The organism is Burkholderia sp. AU39826, assembly GCF_020419965.1.
In the GTDB taxonomy this organism is placed as follows: Bacteria; Pseudomonadota; Gammaproteobacteria; order Burkholderiales; family Burkholderiaceae; genus Burkholderia; species Burkholderia semiarida.
Genome location: NZ_JAIZQG010000004.1, coordinates 1 through 15,895, shown reverse-complemented (window position 1 = coordinate 15,895; position 15,895 = coordinate 1). Strand labels below are relative to the sequence as shown.

Below are 15,895 nucleotides of genomic sequence, written 5' to 3'. Positions count from 1 at the left end.
AAACCCTGAAAATGGGTTCTTTACAACGACCCTCCAACCGTCTAAAAATTCCACTTGACACTCCAATAAAGAGCGCCAACAATCAAGCTGGCACTTTTTTCAATTCGTCTGACGGCGAAATGAAAGAGGCCGAAGGTGAGCTTGTGAGGGGGGAACGGCTGTATTTTCCGGTCGTTTAGCTTTTCGAGCGTGCTCGTGGTAAGTAGCAGCGACTGTGTGACAGGGGAAGTAGGAAAATGGCAACTGGTATCGTTAAGTGGTTCAACGACGCGAAGGGCTTCGGTTTCATCACTCCCGACGAGGGCGGTGAAGATCTGTTTGCGCACTTCTCGGCCATCAACATGCAGGGTTTCAAGACCCTCAAGGAAGGCCAGAAGGTAAGCTTCGAGGTCGTCCAAGGCCCGAAGGGCAAGCAGGCTTCGAATATCCAGGCTGCCTGAAGGCAACGGATTTCGGATGAAGAAACCCGGCATATGCCGGGTTTCTTTTTTTGTGGCGCATCTTTCAAAGCGCCAATGCATCGGCGATTTGATTGCCGTTTTCATACAATCGCGGCGCGCAATATACGATTGTCGCGCCAAAGATGCGAATGCGCGGCTCATGAAAAACGGGCGCGCCGCCGAAGCGCCGCGCCCGCCCGATACCCGCACTTGCTGGCGACACGTGCGGCGTACCGGATCCGACACCCCGGCAACGCCGCCGGCGCCATTCGCTACCAGCTGTACGACGCGCCCGCGCCCCACGTCGTCGCCGCGGAGCTGAAGCCGGCGCCGATCTTCATCTTCAGGTTCTCGCGGAGCCGGACCGACGCGCCGAACGCGCCGGCCTGATAGCCGAGATAGCTGCCAAAGCCCATGCCGACGGCAATCGTCTTGCCGGGATCGACATCCGGAATCATCGTCAGCGCGGTGGCCGCCGCGACGCCGCTGTAGGCACGTCGCGCGACCGCGTTGAGTTGACGCAGGTTCACGGCATCCGAAGGCAGCACGGCGTCCGCGAGGTTGGCGATCTTCCTCTCGTTCGTCGGCGTACCCACCGACACGGTATTGTCACGATCCGCCACCGAGCCGCTCCCCAGCGCCACGGAGTTCGCGCCGGTCGCGACCGCGTCCGTACCGATTGCCGTGCTGTGCGCGCCGGCCGCCGATGCCCCAGAGCCGAGCGTCACGCTGCCGTTGCCGGCCGCGACCGCGCCCGTGCCAACCGCGACGCTGCGCGCGCCGAGCGCCTGGGCGCGCACGCCGTTCGCCATGCTCGCGTCGCCCGTTGCCGCCGCTGCCGCGCCCAGCGCCATGCTGTTGTCCGCGCCCGCCAGCGCGCCGACACCCACCGCGGTGCTGTTCGCACCCGATGCGTACGCACCGGCTCCGGCCGCGAGACTCGCATTGCCGGCCGCCGCGGCCTGCGCGCCGAGCGCCGTACCGTTCACGCCCGACGCCGTCGCGCCGGTGCCGGCCGCCATGCTCTGCTCGCCGCTTGCGTTCGCTCCCTTGCCCAGCGCGATGCTCGCGTCGCCCGTGGCCGATGCCGAATTGCCGAGCGCCGTGCTGTCCACGCCCGCCGCCGACGCGTTCACGCCGACCGCCGAGCTGTTCACGCCCGACGCCGCCGCGCCGGTGCCGGCCGCCATGCTCTGCTCGCCGCTTGCGTTCGCGCCCTTGCCCAGCGCGATGCTCGCGCCGCCCGTGGCCGATGCCGAATTGCCGAGCGCCGTGCTGTCCACACCCGTCGCCGACGCATTCACGCCGACCGCCGAGCTGTTCACGCCCGATGCTGTCGCGCCCGTGCCAGCCGCCATGCTCTGGTCGGCGCTTGCGTTCGCGCCCTTGCCGAGTGCGATGCTCTCATCGCCCGTCGCCGATGCCGAATGGCCGAGCGCCGTGCTGTCCACGCCCGTCGCCGACGCGTGCACACCCACCGCCGAGCTGTTCACGCCCGATGCCGTCGCGCCGGTGCCGGCCGCCATGCTCTGGTCGGCGCTTGCGTTCGCGCCCTTGCCGAGTGCGATGCTCTCATCGCCCGTGGCCGATGCCGAATTGCCGAGCGCCGTGCTATCCACACCCGTCGCCGACGCGTTCACGCCGACCGCGGAGCTGTTCGCGCCTGATGCCGTCGCGCCGGTGCCTGCCGCCATGCTCTGGTCGGCGCTCGCGTTCGCGCCCTTGCCCAGCGCGACGCTCGCGTCGCCCGTCGCCGACGCCGAATTGCCGAGCGCCGTGCTGTCCGTGGCGGACGCGTTCGAGTTTTTCCCGAGCGCGACGCTGTTTTGCCCCGTGCCGGGTGACGGCAACGAAGAATTTGCAAGCCTGTCGTTGATGTTGTTGATCGATCCGGCCAGCGAATCGGCCGTCGCGCCCAACCGGCCGACTGCGTTGCTCAATTGATCGATCTGCTCCTGCAACGACAGTTGCGCGCGCGCATCCGTGGCCAACAGACTCGACATACCGATCACACTTGCCGCGATGGTACGCAAGGTCAGAACGCGCACGGCACGCTTTTCGTTCATCAGACCGCCCATCGGGTTTCTTATTAATTTCATAAGAGTCCTAAATACTTGATTTCGTCACTCATGGCGCGACATCGTTTGAATTCGAGAGAAACGGATATCGTCTTGCGCCCGCGTCAATACCGCGCAACGTCATGGCGACACCGGCGATGCCCGCCCGCATGGGCCGGCACCGTAGCGCGTCATGGAAATTGCACTCGATCGAGTATAGGGACCGTCAACTCAAAAGAATATGAGCCAAGTACGAAATTAAGCGCTGTCCGATTGCGTGGATATCGAACATCGGATGCGTCTGAACAGGAATGGCCGCTGTGCGCTCGCGGGACGATCGATCCGCCGTCAAACCAGCCCGACGGCGGATCGATCCGGCATCACATCACCTTCAGCGTTCCCATCATCCCGAGATCCTCGTGTTCGAGGATGTGGCAGTGAAACATGCGCTCGCCGGACATCTCCTGCGTGGTGAGGATCGTCACGGTCTCGCCGCTACGCACGTTCACGGTATCACGCCATGCGCGGAACGGCTCGGGGATACGCGAGCCGTTCGACGCGCGCTCGATCACCTGAAACTGCGTGCCGTGCAAATGGAACGGGTGATCCATGTCGGTGGCGTTGCGGATCTCCCAGCGCTCGACGTCGCCACGGCGGCTCGTCAGCGTCGCGCGATGCGGCGCGTACGTATCGCCGTTGATCGTGAAGCGCATGCCCGCCGGGCGGCCGTGCGCCGCACTCTTCATCATCGCGTCCATGTCCATTTCCTCGCCGAACGCGACCGTCTTGTGCGCGACCGGGTCGCCCAGCGGCGGCACCGCGCGCAGCGTGGCAGGCAGCGCGCGGGCCTCGGCGGGCGCGAACGCGACATCGGCCAGCGCCAGCGCCGGATCGGGCGGCAGGCTGCCGTGACCGTCGTCGTGCGACATCGCCATCTTGCGGCGGTCGTACTCGGCCGCCTGCAGCACCGCGCGGGACACACGATCGCCGGCACGCACCAACAGTTCCGCGCGCTCGCCCGGCGCAATCAGCAGCGACGTCACGCGCCGCGGCGCGTCGAACAGCCCGCCGTCGGTGCCCACCTGCTCGAACGCGCGACCGTCGTCGAACGCGATGCGCAGGTAGCGTGCGCTGCACGCGTTCCAGACACGCCAGCGTTCGTCGCCCGCGACGTCGATGCGCGGCCGGCGCGCACCGTTGACCAGTACGAACTGGCCTTCGCGGCCGTTCATCCAGTCCATCATGTCGTTCGGCGCGATCGTGCCGTCGCGCGCAAGCTTCAGATCCGACACGAACAGGTGGCGCTCGGGCCAGCCGGCAAGCGGATCCTCCGCGGCGCGCACGACGAACGGGCCGGCCAGCCCGCGAAACACCTGCTCGGCGGTCATCATGTGCGGATGCGGGTGGTACCAGTACGTACCGGCGCTACCCTTCGGCAGCGTGAAGCGATACACGCGCGACGCGCCGGGCGCGACCGGATCGGACGGGTTGCCGTCCTGGTCGGGCGGCACGGGCAGGCCGTGCCAGTGGATCGTCGACGGCTGCGGCAGCTTGTTCACGAACCGGATCTCGACCGTATCGCCCTCGCGCACGTCGATCAGCGGGCCGACGACGGGGCCTTGCGTGCCCGGGCCGAACTGCCAGAACGGGGTCGGCCGCGCACCGCGCAGCAGCGCTCGCGCCACCGGTTGAGCGACCAGCGTGGCCCGGAATGTGCCCGGCTCGCGGCTTTCGTCGGCCAGCGTGCGCAACGTCGCGAGCGGCGCGCCGGCCGGCAGCGCGTCGGCGGCCGCCAGTGCAGCCGGCGCGGGCTTGCCGTGCTGCGCGTGCGCCGACATCCCTGACATACCCGACATGCCCGGCATGTCGTCCATCGAATCCATGCCGGCCATGCCCGCGTGACCGGCATGCTGCGCCGATGCGGCGCGCGCGAACAGCGACGCGGCCGCGACACCGATGGTGCGCGACAGGAAGGTTCTCCGTCTCATCAATCGATCCTCGTTATCCGTGCGGCGCCGCGCGAGAGCCGCGGCGATCGCGTCATCATAACCGCAGGGCCCGATCGAAAAACGCCGCCGCGGGACGGGTGGCGATACGCCGCAGCACGCATCGTTACCGCGCCGGACGGCGTCACGACGGCCATCGCCGGGCGGTGTTTCGGCACGCATGGCGCCGCCCCTTCGCACATTCCAGCGAACGCGCTGTGCGCCTTCCACTCGGCCCTCGCGCTCTCCGCCGCTGCAGCCGGATGCTCGCACCCGCCGATTTTTCACGATGCGGAACAAGTCACTGCGTTATAAAAATTCGTGGTGCAGGGCACAAATTTCCCGTTTCGCGATGCCGAAAAACGTTCCGCAATACAAAACGACGAAAATAATCAATTGTTTTTAAAAGGGAATTTTTGTTTCGAGAAGTCGCTCTACGCGCACCATTCGAGCGGAGCCCGGACGTAGACTTGGTTCCATGCACTGACGCTTCGCCACGACGTTCGACACGGAATCCGGCGCAAGCAGCCAGTCGGGCCACAGCCGGGCGAACCGGCGGACGGCGCAACAGAATCGCTTGTGATCAGAAAGGGAGAACGGAAATGAAGGGATTTCGCTTTGGTTCAGCGCTCGGGTCGTTCTACATCCTGCCGGGTAACGGCGGCTGGGAAGCGACGTTCGGCAACGCCCTGCTCGGCGCATTCTCGTGCCCCGAAGTCGCGGCCGACCACATCTCGCGCGGCGACTGCGAGCAACTGTCCGAACTCGACACCGCGACGCTCGAAGTGCCGCATGAAATCGCCGAATGGGAAATCGTTCACGTCTGAATGGCAACCCCGCAACGACAAACGCCCCGGGCGACCGGGGCGTTTTTCTTGAGTGCCGGGCGGCGAACGGTTCACTCCGCCGCACCGGCACATGCATCGGCTCGCGCGAGTGCGCGGCCGGCGTCACGCGACCGCGTCGACGATGCCGTTCAGCGTCGCGCTCGGGCGCATGGCCTGGCTCGTCAGCTCGACGTTCGGACGGTAGTACCCGCCGATCGCCTGCGGCTTGCCTTGCGCGGCCGCCAGTTCTTCCAGGATGCGCGCCTCGTTGTCCGACAGCGCCTTCGCCACACCTTCGAACTGCGCCTTCAGCGCGGCGTCCTCGCTCTGCTCGGCCAGCGCCTGCGCCCAGTACAGGCACAGGTAGAAGTGGCTGCCGCGGTTGTCGAGGCCGCCGACCTTGCGCGCCGGCGACTTGTTCTCGTCCAGGAACTTGCCGGTCGCCTGGTCGAGCGTCTTCGCGAGCACGAGCGCCTTCGCGTTCTGGTATGCGTTGCCGAGGTGTTCGAGCGACGCGGCCAGCGCGAGGAATTCGCCGAGCGAATCCCAGCGCAGGAAGCCTTCCTCGACGAACTGCTGCACGTGCTTCGGCGCCGAGCCGCCCGCCCCCGTTTCGAACATCCCGCCGCCGGCCATCAGCGGCACGATCGACAGCATCTTCGCGCTGGTGCCGAGTTCCATGATCGGGAACAGGTCGGTCAGGTAGTCGCGCAGCACGTTGCCGGTGACCGAGATCGTGTCCTTGCCCGCGCGGATGCGCTCGAGCGAGAAACGCGTCGCTTCGACCGGCGTCATGATGCGGATGTCGAGGCCGTTCGTGTCGTGATCCTTCAGGTAGCGTTCGACCTTCGCGATGATCTGCGCATCGTGCGCGCGTGCCGGATCGAGCCAGAACACGGCCGGGGCGCCGGTCGCGCGGGCGCGGTTGACCGCGAGCTTGACCCAGTCCTGCACCGGTGCGTCCTTCGTCTGGCACATGCGCCAGATGTCGCCCGACTCGACCGCGTGCTCGAGCAGCACGTTGCCGGCTTCGTCGATGACGCGCACGACACCGTCCGCCGGAATCTGGAACGTCTTGTCGTGCGAACCGTATTCCTCGGCCGCCTGCGCCATCAGGCCGACGTTCGGCACGCTGCCCATCGCGACCGGATCGAACGCGCCGTGCTGCTTGCAGTCCTCGATCACGGCCTGGTACACGCCCGCGTAGCAGCGGTCCGGAATCACGGCCTTCGCGTCGTACAGTTGACCGTCCGGGCCCCACATGCCGCCCGAATCGCGGATCATCGCCGGCATCGACGCGTCGACGATCACGTCGCTCGGCACGTGCAGGTTCGTGATGCCCTTGTCCGAGTTGACCATCGCGAGGCGCGGGCGCACCGTGTACTCGGCCTTGACGTCCGCTTCGATCGCCTCGCGCGTGTCGGCCGGCAGATCCTTCAGGCGCGCGTAGAGGTCGCCGATCCCGTTGTTCGGGTTGAAGCCGACCTTCGCCAGCACGTCCGCGTGCTTCGTCAGCGCGTCGCGGTAGAACACCGACACGAAGTGGCCGAACAGGATCGGGTCCGAGACCTTCATCATGGTCGCCTTCAGGTGCACCGAGAACAGCACGTCCTGCGCCTTCGCGTCGGCGATCTGCGCTTCGATGAAGCTGCGCAGCGCGTTGCGGCTCATCACCGATGCGTCGATCACTTCACCGGCCTTCACGGCCGTCTTTTCCTTCAGCACCTTCTTCGCGCCGTCGGTGGTCGTCAGTTCGATCTTCACGCTGCCGGCCGCGGCAATCAGCGCCGACTTCTCGCTGCCGTAGAAGTCGCCTTCGGTCATGTGCGCGACGTGAGCCTTCGACGTGGACTTCCACGCGCCCATCTTGTGCGGATGCTTGCGTGCGTAGTTCTTGACCGACAGCGGCGCGCGGCGGTCGGAGTTGCCTTCGCGCAGCACCGGATTCACCGCGCTGCCCTTGATCTTGTCGTAGCGCGCCTTGACGGCCTTCTCTTCGTCCGTCGACGGATCTTCCGGATAGGCCGGCAGCGCGTAGCCCTGCGCCTGCAGTTCGGCGATCGCGGCCTTCAGTTGCGGCACCGATGCGCTGATGTTCGGCAGCTTGATGATGTTCGCTTCCGGCTTCAGCGTGAGCTGGCCCAGCTCGGCCAGATCGTCGGAACCCTTCTGCTCCGACGGCAGGATGTCTGCGAATGCCGCGATGATGCGGCCGGCGAGCGAGATGTCGCGCGTTTCGACGGCGACGCCGGACGAACGCGTGAAGGCCTTGACGATCGGCAGCAGCGAATAGGTCGCGAGCGCGGGCGCTTCGTCGGTGAGGGTGTAGATGATCTTGGGCGAAGTGGACATGGTGGTCAAAGCATTGCTACGTGATGGTGGGACTGAAGAGCGCCGGCGGTAACCGGCGGGGAGCGACCGGGTCGATCGCGAAAGGGGCGCGCCGGCTCAGCCGGGCGGTGGTGTTGCGAGGGCCGTCATGTTCTACCTTGCAGGGCCTGCGGGCCGCATCGCGGCGCCGCGGCCCGGATGCCGGGCCGCCCTGCCAACAAACCTGCCATCCACGAAACGCTCCGGCGCCGGCAGACAGCGCCGGGGCGGCCGGCATCGTGCCGGCCCACCCCGGAAGGGGTCTTACATGTTCTCGATCAGCACTTCGCCGAAGCCGGAGCACGACACCTGCGTCGCACCTTCCATCAGGCGCGCGAAGTCGTACGTGACGCGCTTCTGCAGGATCGACTTCTCCATCGCGGCGATGATCGTGTCGGCTGCTTCCGTCCAGCCGAGGTGGCGCAGCATCATTTCCGCCGACAGGATCTCGGAACCCGGGTTCACGTAATCCTTGCCCGCGTACTTCGGCGCCGTGCCGTGCGTCGCCTCGAACATCGCGACCGAATCCGACAGGTTCGCGCCCGGCGCGATCCCGATGCCGCCGACCTGCGCGGCCAGCGCGTCGGAGATGTAGTCGCCGTTCAGGTTCAGCGTCGCGATCACGTCGTATTCGGCCGGGCGCAGCAGGATCTGCTGCAGGAACGCGTCGGCGATCGAATCCTTGATCACGATCTCGTTGCCCGTCTTCGGGTTCTTCACGCGCATCCACGGGCCGCCGTCGATCAGCTCGCCGCCGAATTCCTTCTGCGCGAGCGCGTAGCCGGCGTCACGGAACAGGCCTTCCGTGAACTTCATGATGTTGCCCTTGTGCACCAGCGTGACCGACTTGCGATCGTTGTCGATCGCGTACTGGATCGCCTTGCGCACGAGCCGCTCGGTGCCTTCGGTCGACACGGGCTTGACGCCGATCCCGGAGGTTTCCGGGAAGCGGATCTTCTTCACGCCCATCTCGTCCTGCAGGAACTTGATCACCTTCTTCGCCTGCTCGGAGCCCGCGGCCCATTCGATGCCCGCGTAGATGTCTTCCGAGTTCTCGCGGAAGATCACCATGTCGATCTTCTGCGGCTCGCGCACCGGCGACGGCACGCCCTTGAAGTACTGGACCGGGCGCAGGCACACGTAGAGGTCGAGCTCCTGGCGCAGCGCGACGTTCAGCGAACGGATGCCGCCGCCGACCGGGGTCGTGAGCGGCCCCTTGATCGAGACGACGTATTCCTTCAGCACCTGCAGCGTCTCGTCCGGCAGCCACACGTCCGGGCCGTACACCTTGGTCGCCTTCTCGCCCGCGAAGATCTCCATCCAGTGGATCTTGCGCTTGCCCTTGTACGCATGCGCGACCGCCGCGTCGACGACCTTGATCATGACCGGCGTGATATCGAAGCCCGTACCGTCGCCTTCGATATAGGGAATGATCGGCTGATCGGAAACGTTGAGCGAGAAGTCCTTGTTGACGGTGATCTTGTCACCGCCCTCCGGAACCTTGATGTGCTGATACGGCATGATCGACTCCAGTGACGTGGCTGAGCAGGTGATGCTGGTCGAAGCTGCGCGCGCGGCGGGGGCGCGGCATGGCCACCCCGTGACGGCAACAGCGAGCCGCTATTCTAGCGCCCCAACCGGGCACTTCGGCGCGAACCGCGGCACTGCGTATCAAGACCTCACTTATGTCTTATATAAGACAGAGGACTTGCCGTTCCGTATTATGCATTAAGATTCCGCCATTTGCCATAGACCGCCCGCCCCCGCTCCGTACGGGCGCCGGGCGGGCGCCCTGCCATGAACCTGATCGCCCTCAACAAGCCGTTCGGCACGATTTGCCAGTTTTCCGCGCACGAGACGCGGCCGTCGCTCGGCGACTGGGTAAAAACGCCCGGCGTGTACGCGGCCGGCCGGCTCGATGCGGACAGCGAGGGGCTGCTGCTGCTCACCGACGACGGCGCGCTGCAGGCGCGCATCGCGGAGCCGCGCCACAAGCTCGTGAAGCGCTACTGGGCGCAGGTCGACGGCGCGCCGGGGCCGGCCGACCTGAAGGCGCTCGCGCGCGGTGTCGATCTCGGCGACTACGTGACGCGCCCGTGCCGCGCCGAATTCATCGAGCCGCCCGACACGCTGTGGCCGCGCAACCCGCCGATCCGCTACCGCGCCGCGATCCCGACCACGTGGATCGAGCTCGCGATCACCGAGGGCAAGAACCGACAGGTGCGCAGGATGACGGCGGCCGTCGGCTTTCCGACGTTGCGCCTGGTGCGCGTCGGCATCGGCGCGCTCGATATATTCGCGCTCGGCATTGCGCCGGGCGAAACAATCGCGCTGCCGCCGCGCGCGCCGTGGGACGGTTTCGCGGCCGCCGGGTAGCGAATCCAGGGCGCGCGAATTTTTCGTCGTCTTTTTCGTCAACCGCGCGCGCAGATCGCGCGTTAAACCACGCAGATGCCAACCTTAGCTATCCGGCATTGGCAGCCGAACCCCGTGTTTGCGTCACGAAAGCGACGTTTTATTCGAATACGATTCGGCGCCCGCAGCGCAAAGAGAAATTTCTCGAAGCGTCTGTCAACCGAAAGGTGGATGGCACCGTTAGACGACATGACTCCTATTGCCGGGTCATTTGGTTAATTAACTAAAGCTGAGGAACACAACATGAACAAACTGATCGCCGCTCTGGTCGCTGGTCTCTTCGCAACGGCTGCTTTCGCACAAGCATCGGCTCCGGAAGCTGCTTCGGCTGCTGCTCCGGCAGCTGCTTCGGCACCGGCAAAGCACAAGGCTGCCAAGAAGCACCACGCCAAGAAGCACCACGCTGCGAAGAAGGCAGCTAGCGAAGCCGAAGCTCCGGCAGCTGCTTCGAACTAAGTAAGCAAGCTGTAATAACGCAGTCAAGAACACGCAGTCCTGCCGTTCTTACGGCGTTGAAAGGCAGATCACCGCAAGGCGATCTGCCTTTTTCTTTTTTGTGCCCGCCGCCGCGCATCGCGTACCATGCGGGTCTTGCTTTCCAGACAGGAGCCATGCTGTGCCATTCTCCCTGCGCCCGTCGCTCGGCCGCCATGCGCGCGCCGCCGTGTTTCCCGCCGCGCTCGCCGTTCTCGCGCTCGGCATGCAGGCCGCCGGCGCGCAAGTGCCGCCCGGCGCCAAGCAGCCGAGCGAGTTCCCGCGCGTGAAGCTGCGCGCCGGCATGTACGTGATCGACGCGGCCGTCGCCGCGAACGACGCCGACCGCGAACAGGGGCTGATGTACCGTTCGCAGCTCGCGCCGAACGAAGGCATGCTGTTCGTCTTCAACGAGAACGCCGTGCACTGCTTCTGGATGAAGAACACGCTGATTCCGCTGTCGATCGCGTTCATCCGCGCGGACGGCACGATCACCGACATCGACGAGATGAAGGCCGAGACGACCGACAACCACTGCCCGCGCAACAACGGCGTCTATGCGCTCGAGATGAGCAAGGGATGGTTCGCCGCGAAGGGCATCAAGCCGGGCATGAAGCTCGACGGGCTGCCCAAGCCGCAGTAACCGACCATGCCGCGGCGGCGCCGCGCGTCGACCCGAGCCGGCCGCTCGCAGCGCGCCGGCTTTTTTTTCGCCCGCCCGCGGCGCCCGCCTTGATTCGGCACACGCTGCCCGCATCTGCAAAAGCCACGGACAAGCGCTATCCTTTAAATCTCGCTTGTTCCAGTCCGGGCCGGCGCAGCCGGCCCCCTTACGATCCGAACCACCAGGAGGTTCACGTGCCCCGCAAAACCCCCATCGAGCGCTATCGAAACATCGGGATCAGCGCTCACATCGACGCCGGCAAGACCACGACGACCGAGCGCATCCTGTTTTACACCGGTGTGAGCCACAAGATCGGTGAAGTGCACGACGGCGCGGCCACGATGGACTGGATGGAGCAGGAGCAGGAACGCGGCATCACGATCACGTCGGCGGCGACCACGGCCTTCTGGAAGGGCATGGCCGGCAACTATCCGGAACACCGGATCAACATCATCGATACGCCCGGGCACGTCGACTTCACGATCGAGGTCGAGCGCTCGATGCGCGTGCTCGACGGCGCCTGCATGGTCTACGACTCGGTCGGCGGCGTGCAGCCGCAATCCGAGACCGTGTGGCGCCAGGCGAACAAGTACAAGGTGCCGCGCATCGCGTTCGTCAACAAGATGGACCGGATCGGCGCGGACTTCTTCCGCGTGCAGAAGCAGATCGGCGAGCGCCTGAAGGGCGTCGCCGTGCCGATCCAGATTCCGATCGGCGCGGAGGACCATTTCCAGGGCGTCGTCGATCTCGTGAAGATGAAGGCGATCGTGTGGGACGACGAAAGCCAGGGCGTGAAATTCACGTACGAGGACATCCCCGCGAACCTCGTCGATCTCGCGCACGAATGGCGCGAGAAGATGGTCGAGGCCGCGGCCGAAGCGAGCGAGGAACTGCTCGAGAAGTATCTGCACGACCATGAATCGCTGACCGAGGACGAGATCAAGACCGCGCTGCGCCAGCGCACGATCGCCAACGAGATCGTGCCGATGCTGTGCGGCAGCGCGTTCAAGAACAAGGGCGTGCAGGCAATGCTCGACGCGGTGATCGACTACCTGCCGTCGCCCGTCGACGTGCCCGCGATTCTCGGGCACGACTTCGCCGATCCGGAGAAGCCGGCGGAACGCCACCCGAGCGACGACGAGCCGTTCTCGTCGCTCGCGTTCAAGATCATGACCGACCCGTTCGTCGGCCAGCTGATCTTCTTCCGCGTGTATTCGGGCGTCGTCGAGTCGGGCGACACGGTGCTCAACGCGACGAAGGACAAGAAGGAGCGGCTCGGCCGGATCCTGCAGATGCATGCGAACGAGCGCAAGGAAATCAAGGAAGTGCGCGCGGGCGACATCGCGGCGGCCGTCGGCCTGAAGGAGGCGACCACCGGCGACACGCTGTGCGATCCGGCCAAGCCGATCATCCTCGAGAAGATGGAATTCCCGGAGCCGGTGATCTCGCAGGCCGTCGAGCCGAAGACGAAGGCCGACCAGGAAAAGATGGGCCTCGCGCTGAACCGGCTCGCGCAGGAAGATCCGTCGTTCCGCGTGCAGACCGACGAAGAGTCCGGCCAGACGATCATTTCGGGGATGGGCGAGCTTCACCTCGAAATCCTGGTCGACCGGATGAAGCGCGAGTTCGGCGTCGAGGCGACGGTCGGCAAGCCGCAAGTCGCCTATCGCGAAACGGTGCGCACGACGGCGGCCGACGTCGAAGGCAAGTTCGTCAAGCAGTCGGGCGGTCGCGGCCAGTACGGCCACGCGGTGATCACGCTCGAGCCGAACCCGGGCAAGGGCTACGAGTTCCTCGACGAGATCAAGGGTGGCGTGATTCCGCGTGAATACATCCCGGCGGTCGACAAGGGTATCCAGGACACGCTGAAGTCGGGCGTGCTCGCGGGCTACCCGGTCGTCGACGTGAAGGTGCATCTGACGTTCGGTTCGTACCACGACGTCGACTCGAACGAAAACGCATTCCGGATGGCCGGCTCGATGGCGTTCAAGGAGGCGATGCGCAAGGCGAAGCCCGTGCTGCTCGAGCCGATGATGGCCGTCGAGGTCGAGACGCCCGAGGACTTCATGGGCAACGTGATGGGCGACCTGTCGAGCCGGCGCGGCATCGTGCAGGGAATGGAGGACATCGCGGGCGGCGGCGGCAAGCTGGTGCGCGCCGAAGTGCCGCTCGCGGAGATGTTCGGCTATTCGACGTCGCTGCGCTCGGCCACGCAAGGCCGTGCGACGTACACGATGGAGTTCAAGCACTACGCGGAAACGCCGGCGAACGTGTCGGAAGCCGTGATCAACGCGAAGACGAAGTAAGCACTGCTCACCCGCGCGCGGTCGCGGGTACGCGAAGCCCGTCCGGTTCCGGACGGGCTTTTTTTCGTCCGGCGCACACGGCGAATCGCGGCCCTTTTTGATCGGCGCGCCGAGCTTTTTTTCGCGTGCCACAATGGATGGCGATTCGTCAGATGGAACCCGCCCGATGCCGCCCACCCCCACCCCTGCCCTGCGCCGCCTGCTGACCCTCTATGCCGGCCTGATCGCCGCGAACGTCGCCGTCTGGCTGTGGGCGCTCGCGGTGCTGCGCGACCATCCGCTGCTGCTCGGCACCGCGGCGATCGCGTACGGGCTCGGGCTGCGTCATGCGGTCGACGCGGATCACATCGCCGCGATCGACGTCGCGACGCGCAAGCTGATGCAGGACGGCCAGCGTCCGGTGAGCGTCGGCCTGTTCTTCTCGCTCGGCCATTCGACGATCGTGATCGTCGCGACGCTCGGCATCGCGCTGACCGCGTTCGCGCTGCGCGACCGGTTCGACGCATTTCGCGAAATCGGCGGCACGATCGGCACGGCCGTATCGGCCACCTTCCTGCTGGTGCTCGCGTGCGTGAACCTGATGATCCTGCGCGACGTGTGGCGACGCTATCGCGGCGCATCCGGGCATACGCACGACGGCGCGCACGACCATCGTCCCGCCGGACTCGTATCGCGGTTGCTGCGCCCGCTGTTCCGGTTCGTGTCGAAGAGCTGGCACATGTACCCGGTCGGCGTGCTGTTCGGGCTAGGTTTCGATACTGCAACCGAAATCGGCCTGCTCGCGATCGCAGCCGCGCAGGCGAGCCAGGGCCTCCCGGTCTATACGGTCATGCTGTTTCCGGCGCTGTTCACTGCCGGCATGACGCTGATCGACTCGACCGACAACGTGCTGATGATCCGGGCATACGGCTGGGCGATGGACGATCCGCAGCGCAAGCTGCTCTACAACGCGAGCATCACGTTCGTGTCGGCGGCCGTCGCGCTGGCGATCGGCGGGATCGAGGCGGCCGGCCTGCTGGCCGACAAGCTGGCGCTGTCGGGCCCCGTGCGCGACACGCTCGATGCGATCGGCGAACGCTTCGGCTCGATCGGCTACGGCATCGTCGCGCTGTTCCTCTTCTGCTGGATCGCGTCGATCCTGTTCCACCGCTGGCAACGCGCGGCCGACGCGCCGGCGCGCTGAACGACGCCCCTACGTTTCATTCCGGAAACAAAACGCCTCCCAACGGTGCTGCATGCGCGCTCGCGCGACTGCGCACGCCTTTCGTCACGGCCCTGAGCGGCCGATGGCACGAATCTCGCAGAGTGGGATCCGCACGGCGGGCCCGCGTGCCGATCCGCGTCCGCGGCTGGCGTCAAGCGCCGGCCCGAACGCCATCGGCCGACGATAGGACAACGAATCTTCTGAGCCCCCTGCACTACACGTAAATCGTCGCGCGGCAACGAGGCATCGCGCGCATGGGGAGGCCATGATGCATAAAACGACACAACCGTTCCGCGCGGCGGGACGGCGCCCTCGTGCAACCTTGCTGGCCGCAGCCGCGTTGGCGTGCTGCTGCTCGTATGCCGTCGCACAGAACACGACACCCGACTCCGCGTCCGACACGAACGCCAGTGCGGACACCATCATGACGCTGGTCGAGAACGCCTCGCCGTGCGCCGCCGATCCGGCTGGATGCGCGGCGCACGTCTATGCCGGCCGGGGCGCCGGTAATGGCGGTCCCGGCGCGAGCGGCAGCGGCGGCGGGAATGGCGGTGGGACAGGTAGCGGCAGTGGCAACGGGAACGGTAGCGGCGGAAACAACGGGAACGGCGCCGTCGGACCTGCCGGTGTCGGCGGAACGACGGGGGGAACCTCAGGTAGCCCGGGCGGCACGGGCCGCGGCGGCAACGCGTCGGGCAACGGCGGTTCAGGGGGCGGCTCTTCGGGTGGCGGCTCTTCGGGTGGCGGTACTTCGGGTGGCGGTACTTCCGGTGGCGGCACTTCGGGTGGCGGTACTTCGGGTGGCGGCACTTCGGGTGGCGGCACTTCGGGTGGCGGTACTTCGGGAGGCGGTACTTCGGGTGGCGGCACTTCGGGTGGCGGCACTTCGGGTGGCGGTACTTCGGGTGGCGGCACTTCGGGTGGCGGCACTTCGGGTGGCGGCACTTCGGGTGGCGGTACTTCGGGTGGCGGTACTTCGGGTGGCGGTGGCCACGGTGACGGCGGTGGTGGCGGTCACGGCGGCGGTCACGGAGGCGGTCACGGCGGCGGTCACGGCGGTGGTCACGGTGGCGGTGGCGGTGGCGGTGGCGGTGGCGGTGGCGGTGGCGGTGGCGGTGGCGGTGGCGGTGGCGGTGGCGGTGGCGGTGGCGGT

Annotated in this window: 11 protein-coding genes and 2 pseudogenes; 8 read left to right on the top strand and 5 right to left on the bottom strand. The window is 66.2% G+C overall.

Annotation, left to right across the window (positions count from 1 at the left end; all coding sequences use genetic code 11):
• Positions 1–236: 236 nt before the first annotated feature.
• Positions 237–440 (top strand): cold-shock protein, encoded by a 204-nt coding sequence (locus LGM42_RS11140; RefSeq protein WP_004196460.1) that lies wholly within the window; start codon positions 237–239, stop codon positions 438–440.
• A gap of 272 nt (positions 441–712) precedes the next feature.
• Here the strand turns inward: LGM42_RS11140 and LGM42_RS33210 are convergent, their stop codons facing one another.
• From LGM42_RS33210 to LGM42_RS11130, 3 genes and pseudogenes are all read right to left on the bottom strand, one after another.
• Complete coding sequence (locus LGM42_RS33210; RefSeq protein WP_319001451.1) at positions 713–1,723, bottom strand: YadA family autotransporter adhesin; 1,011 nt, start codon at positions 1,721–1,723, stop codon at positions 713–715.
• A 6-nt stretch (positions 1,724–1,729) separates the two neighbouring features.
• Positions 1,730–2,443 (bottom strand): annotated as a pseudogene (locus LGM42_RS33205) (hypothetical protein); the annotation flags it as partial.
• A gap of 434 nt (positions 2,444–2,877) precedes the next feature.
• Positions 2,878–4,485, bottom strand: a complete 1,608-nt coding sequence (locus LGM42_RS11130; protein WP_226232237.1) for a multicopper oxidase family protein — start codon at positions 4,483–4,485, stop codon at positions 2,878–2,880.
• Positions 4,486–5,084: 599 nt separating this feature from the next.
• Here LGM42_RS11130 and LGM42_RS11125 point away from each other — a divergent pair.
• Positions 5,085–5,309, top strand: coding sequence for a hypothetical protein (locus tag LGM42_RS11125; protein ID WP_006490888.1), 225 nt, complete (start codon positions 5,085–5,087; stop codon positions 5,307–5,309).
• A 123-nt stretch (positions 5,310–5,432) separates the two neighbouring features.
• Here the strand turns inward: LGM42_RS11125 and LGM42_RS11120 are convergent, their stop codons facing one another.
• Both LGM42_RS11120 and icd read right to left on the bottom strand, forming a co-directional pair.
• The gene (locus LGM42_RS11120; protein WP_226232236.1) at positions 5,433–7,661 is read right to left on the bottom strand and encodes an NADP-dependent isocitrate dehydrogenase; all 2,229 of its coding nucleotides are present in this window, start codon (positions 7,659–7,661) and stop codon (positions 5,433–5,435) included.
• A 282-nt stretch (positions 7,662–7,943) separates the two neighbouring features.
• Positions 7,944–9,200: an NADP-dependent isocitrate dehydrogenase gene (gene icd / locus LGM42_RS11115; protein WP_006478026.1), complete on the bottom strand. Its 1,257-nt coding sequence runs from the start codon at positions 9,198–9,200 to the stop codon at positions 7,944–7,946.
• Between the two features lie 276 nt (positions 9,201–9,476).
• Here icd and LGM42_RS11110 point away from each other — a divergent pair, with 276 nt between their 5' ends.
• The 6 genes and pseudogenes from LGM42_RS11110 to LGM42_RS33030 form a co-directional block, all read left to right on the top strand.
• Entirely contained in the window at positions 9,477–10,055 is a 579-nt protein-coding gene (locus LGM42_RS11110) for a pseudouridine synthase (RefSeq protein WP_059576881.1), read from the top strand.
• Between the two features lie 282 nt (positions 10,056–10,337).
• Complete coding sequence (locus LGM42_RS11105) at positions 10,338–10,550, top strand: hypothetical protein (RefSeq protein WP_006398520.1); 213 nt, start codon at positions 10,338–10,340, stop codon at positions 10,548–10,550.
• Between the two features lie 160 nt (positions 10,551–10,710).
• Entirely contained in the window at positions 10,711–11,211 is a 501-nt protein-coding gene (locus LGM42_RS11100; RefSeq protein ID WP_226232235.1) for a DUF192 domain-containing protein, read from the top strand.
• 215 nt (positions 11,212–11,426) lie between these two features.
• Positions 11,427–13,538 (top strand): elongation factor G, encoded by a 2,112-nt coding sequence (gene fusA, locus LGM42_RS11095; RefSeq protein WP_059576886.1) that lies wholly within the window; start codon positions 11,427–11,429, stop codon positions 13,536–13,538.
• A gap of 133 nt (positions 13,539–13,671) precedes the next feature.
• A complete protein-coding gene (locus LGM42_RS11090; RefSeq protein ID WP_059576889.1) occupies positions 13,672–14,721 on the top strand; it encodes a HoxN/HupN/NixA family nickel/cobalt transporter in 1,050 nt (349 codons plus the stop codon).
• Positions 14,722–15,010: 289 nt separating this feature from the next.
• Positions 15,011–15,895: pseudogene (locus tag LGM42_RS33030) on the top strand (hypothetical protein); the annotation flags it as partial.

Excerpts from the sequence above, each read along its gene's own strand:
- LGM42_RS11140 (WP_004196460.1), top strand. The coding sequence starts at position 237 with ATGGCAACTGGTATCGTTAAGTGGTTCAACGACGCGAAGGGCTTCGGT.
- LGM42_RS11130 (WP_226232237.1), bottom strand. The coding sequence starts at position 4,485 with ATGAGACGGAGAACCTTCCTGTCGCGCACCATCGGTGTCGCGGCCGCG.
- LGM42_RS11125 (WP_006490888.1), top strand. The coding sequence starts at position 5,085 with ATGAAGGGATTTCGCTTTGGTTCAGCGCTCGGGTCGTTCTACATCCTG.
- LGM42_RS11120 (WP_226232236.1), bottom strand. The coding sequence starts at position 7,661 with ATGTCCACTTCGCCCAAGATCATCTACACCCTCACCGACGAAGCGCCC.
- icd (WP_006478026.1), bottom strand. The coding sequence starts at position 9,200 with ATGCCGTATCAGCACATCAAGGTTCCGGAGGGCGGTGACAAGATCACC.
- LGM42_RS11110 (WP_059576881.1), top strand. The coding sequence starts at position 9,477 with ATGAACCTGATCGCCCTCAACAAGCCGTTCGGCACGATTTGCCAGTTT.
- LGM42_RS11105 (WP_006398520.1), top strand. The coding sequence starts at position 10,338 with ATGAACAAACTGATCGCCGCTCTGGTCGCTGGTCTCTTCGCAACGGCT.
- LGM42_RS11090 (WP_059576889.1), top strand. The coding sequence starts at position 13,672 with ATGGATGGCGATTCGTCAGATGGAACCCGCCCGATGCCGCCCACCCCC.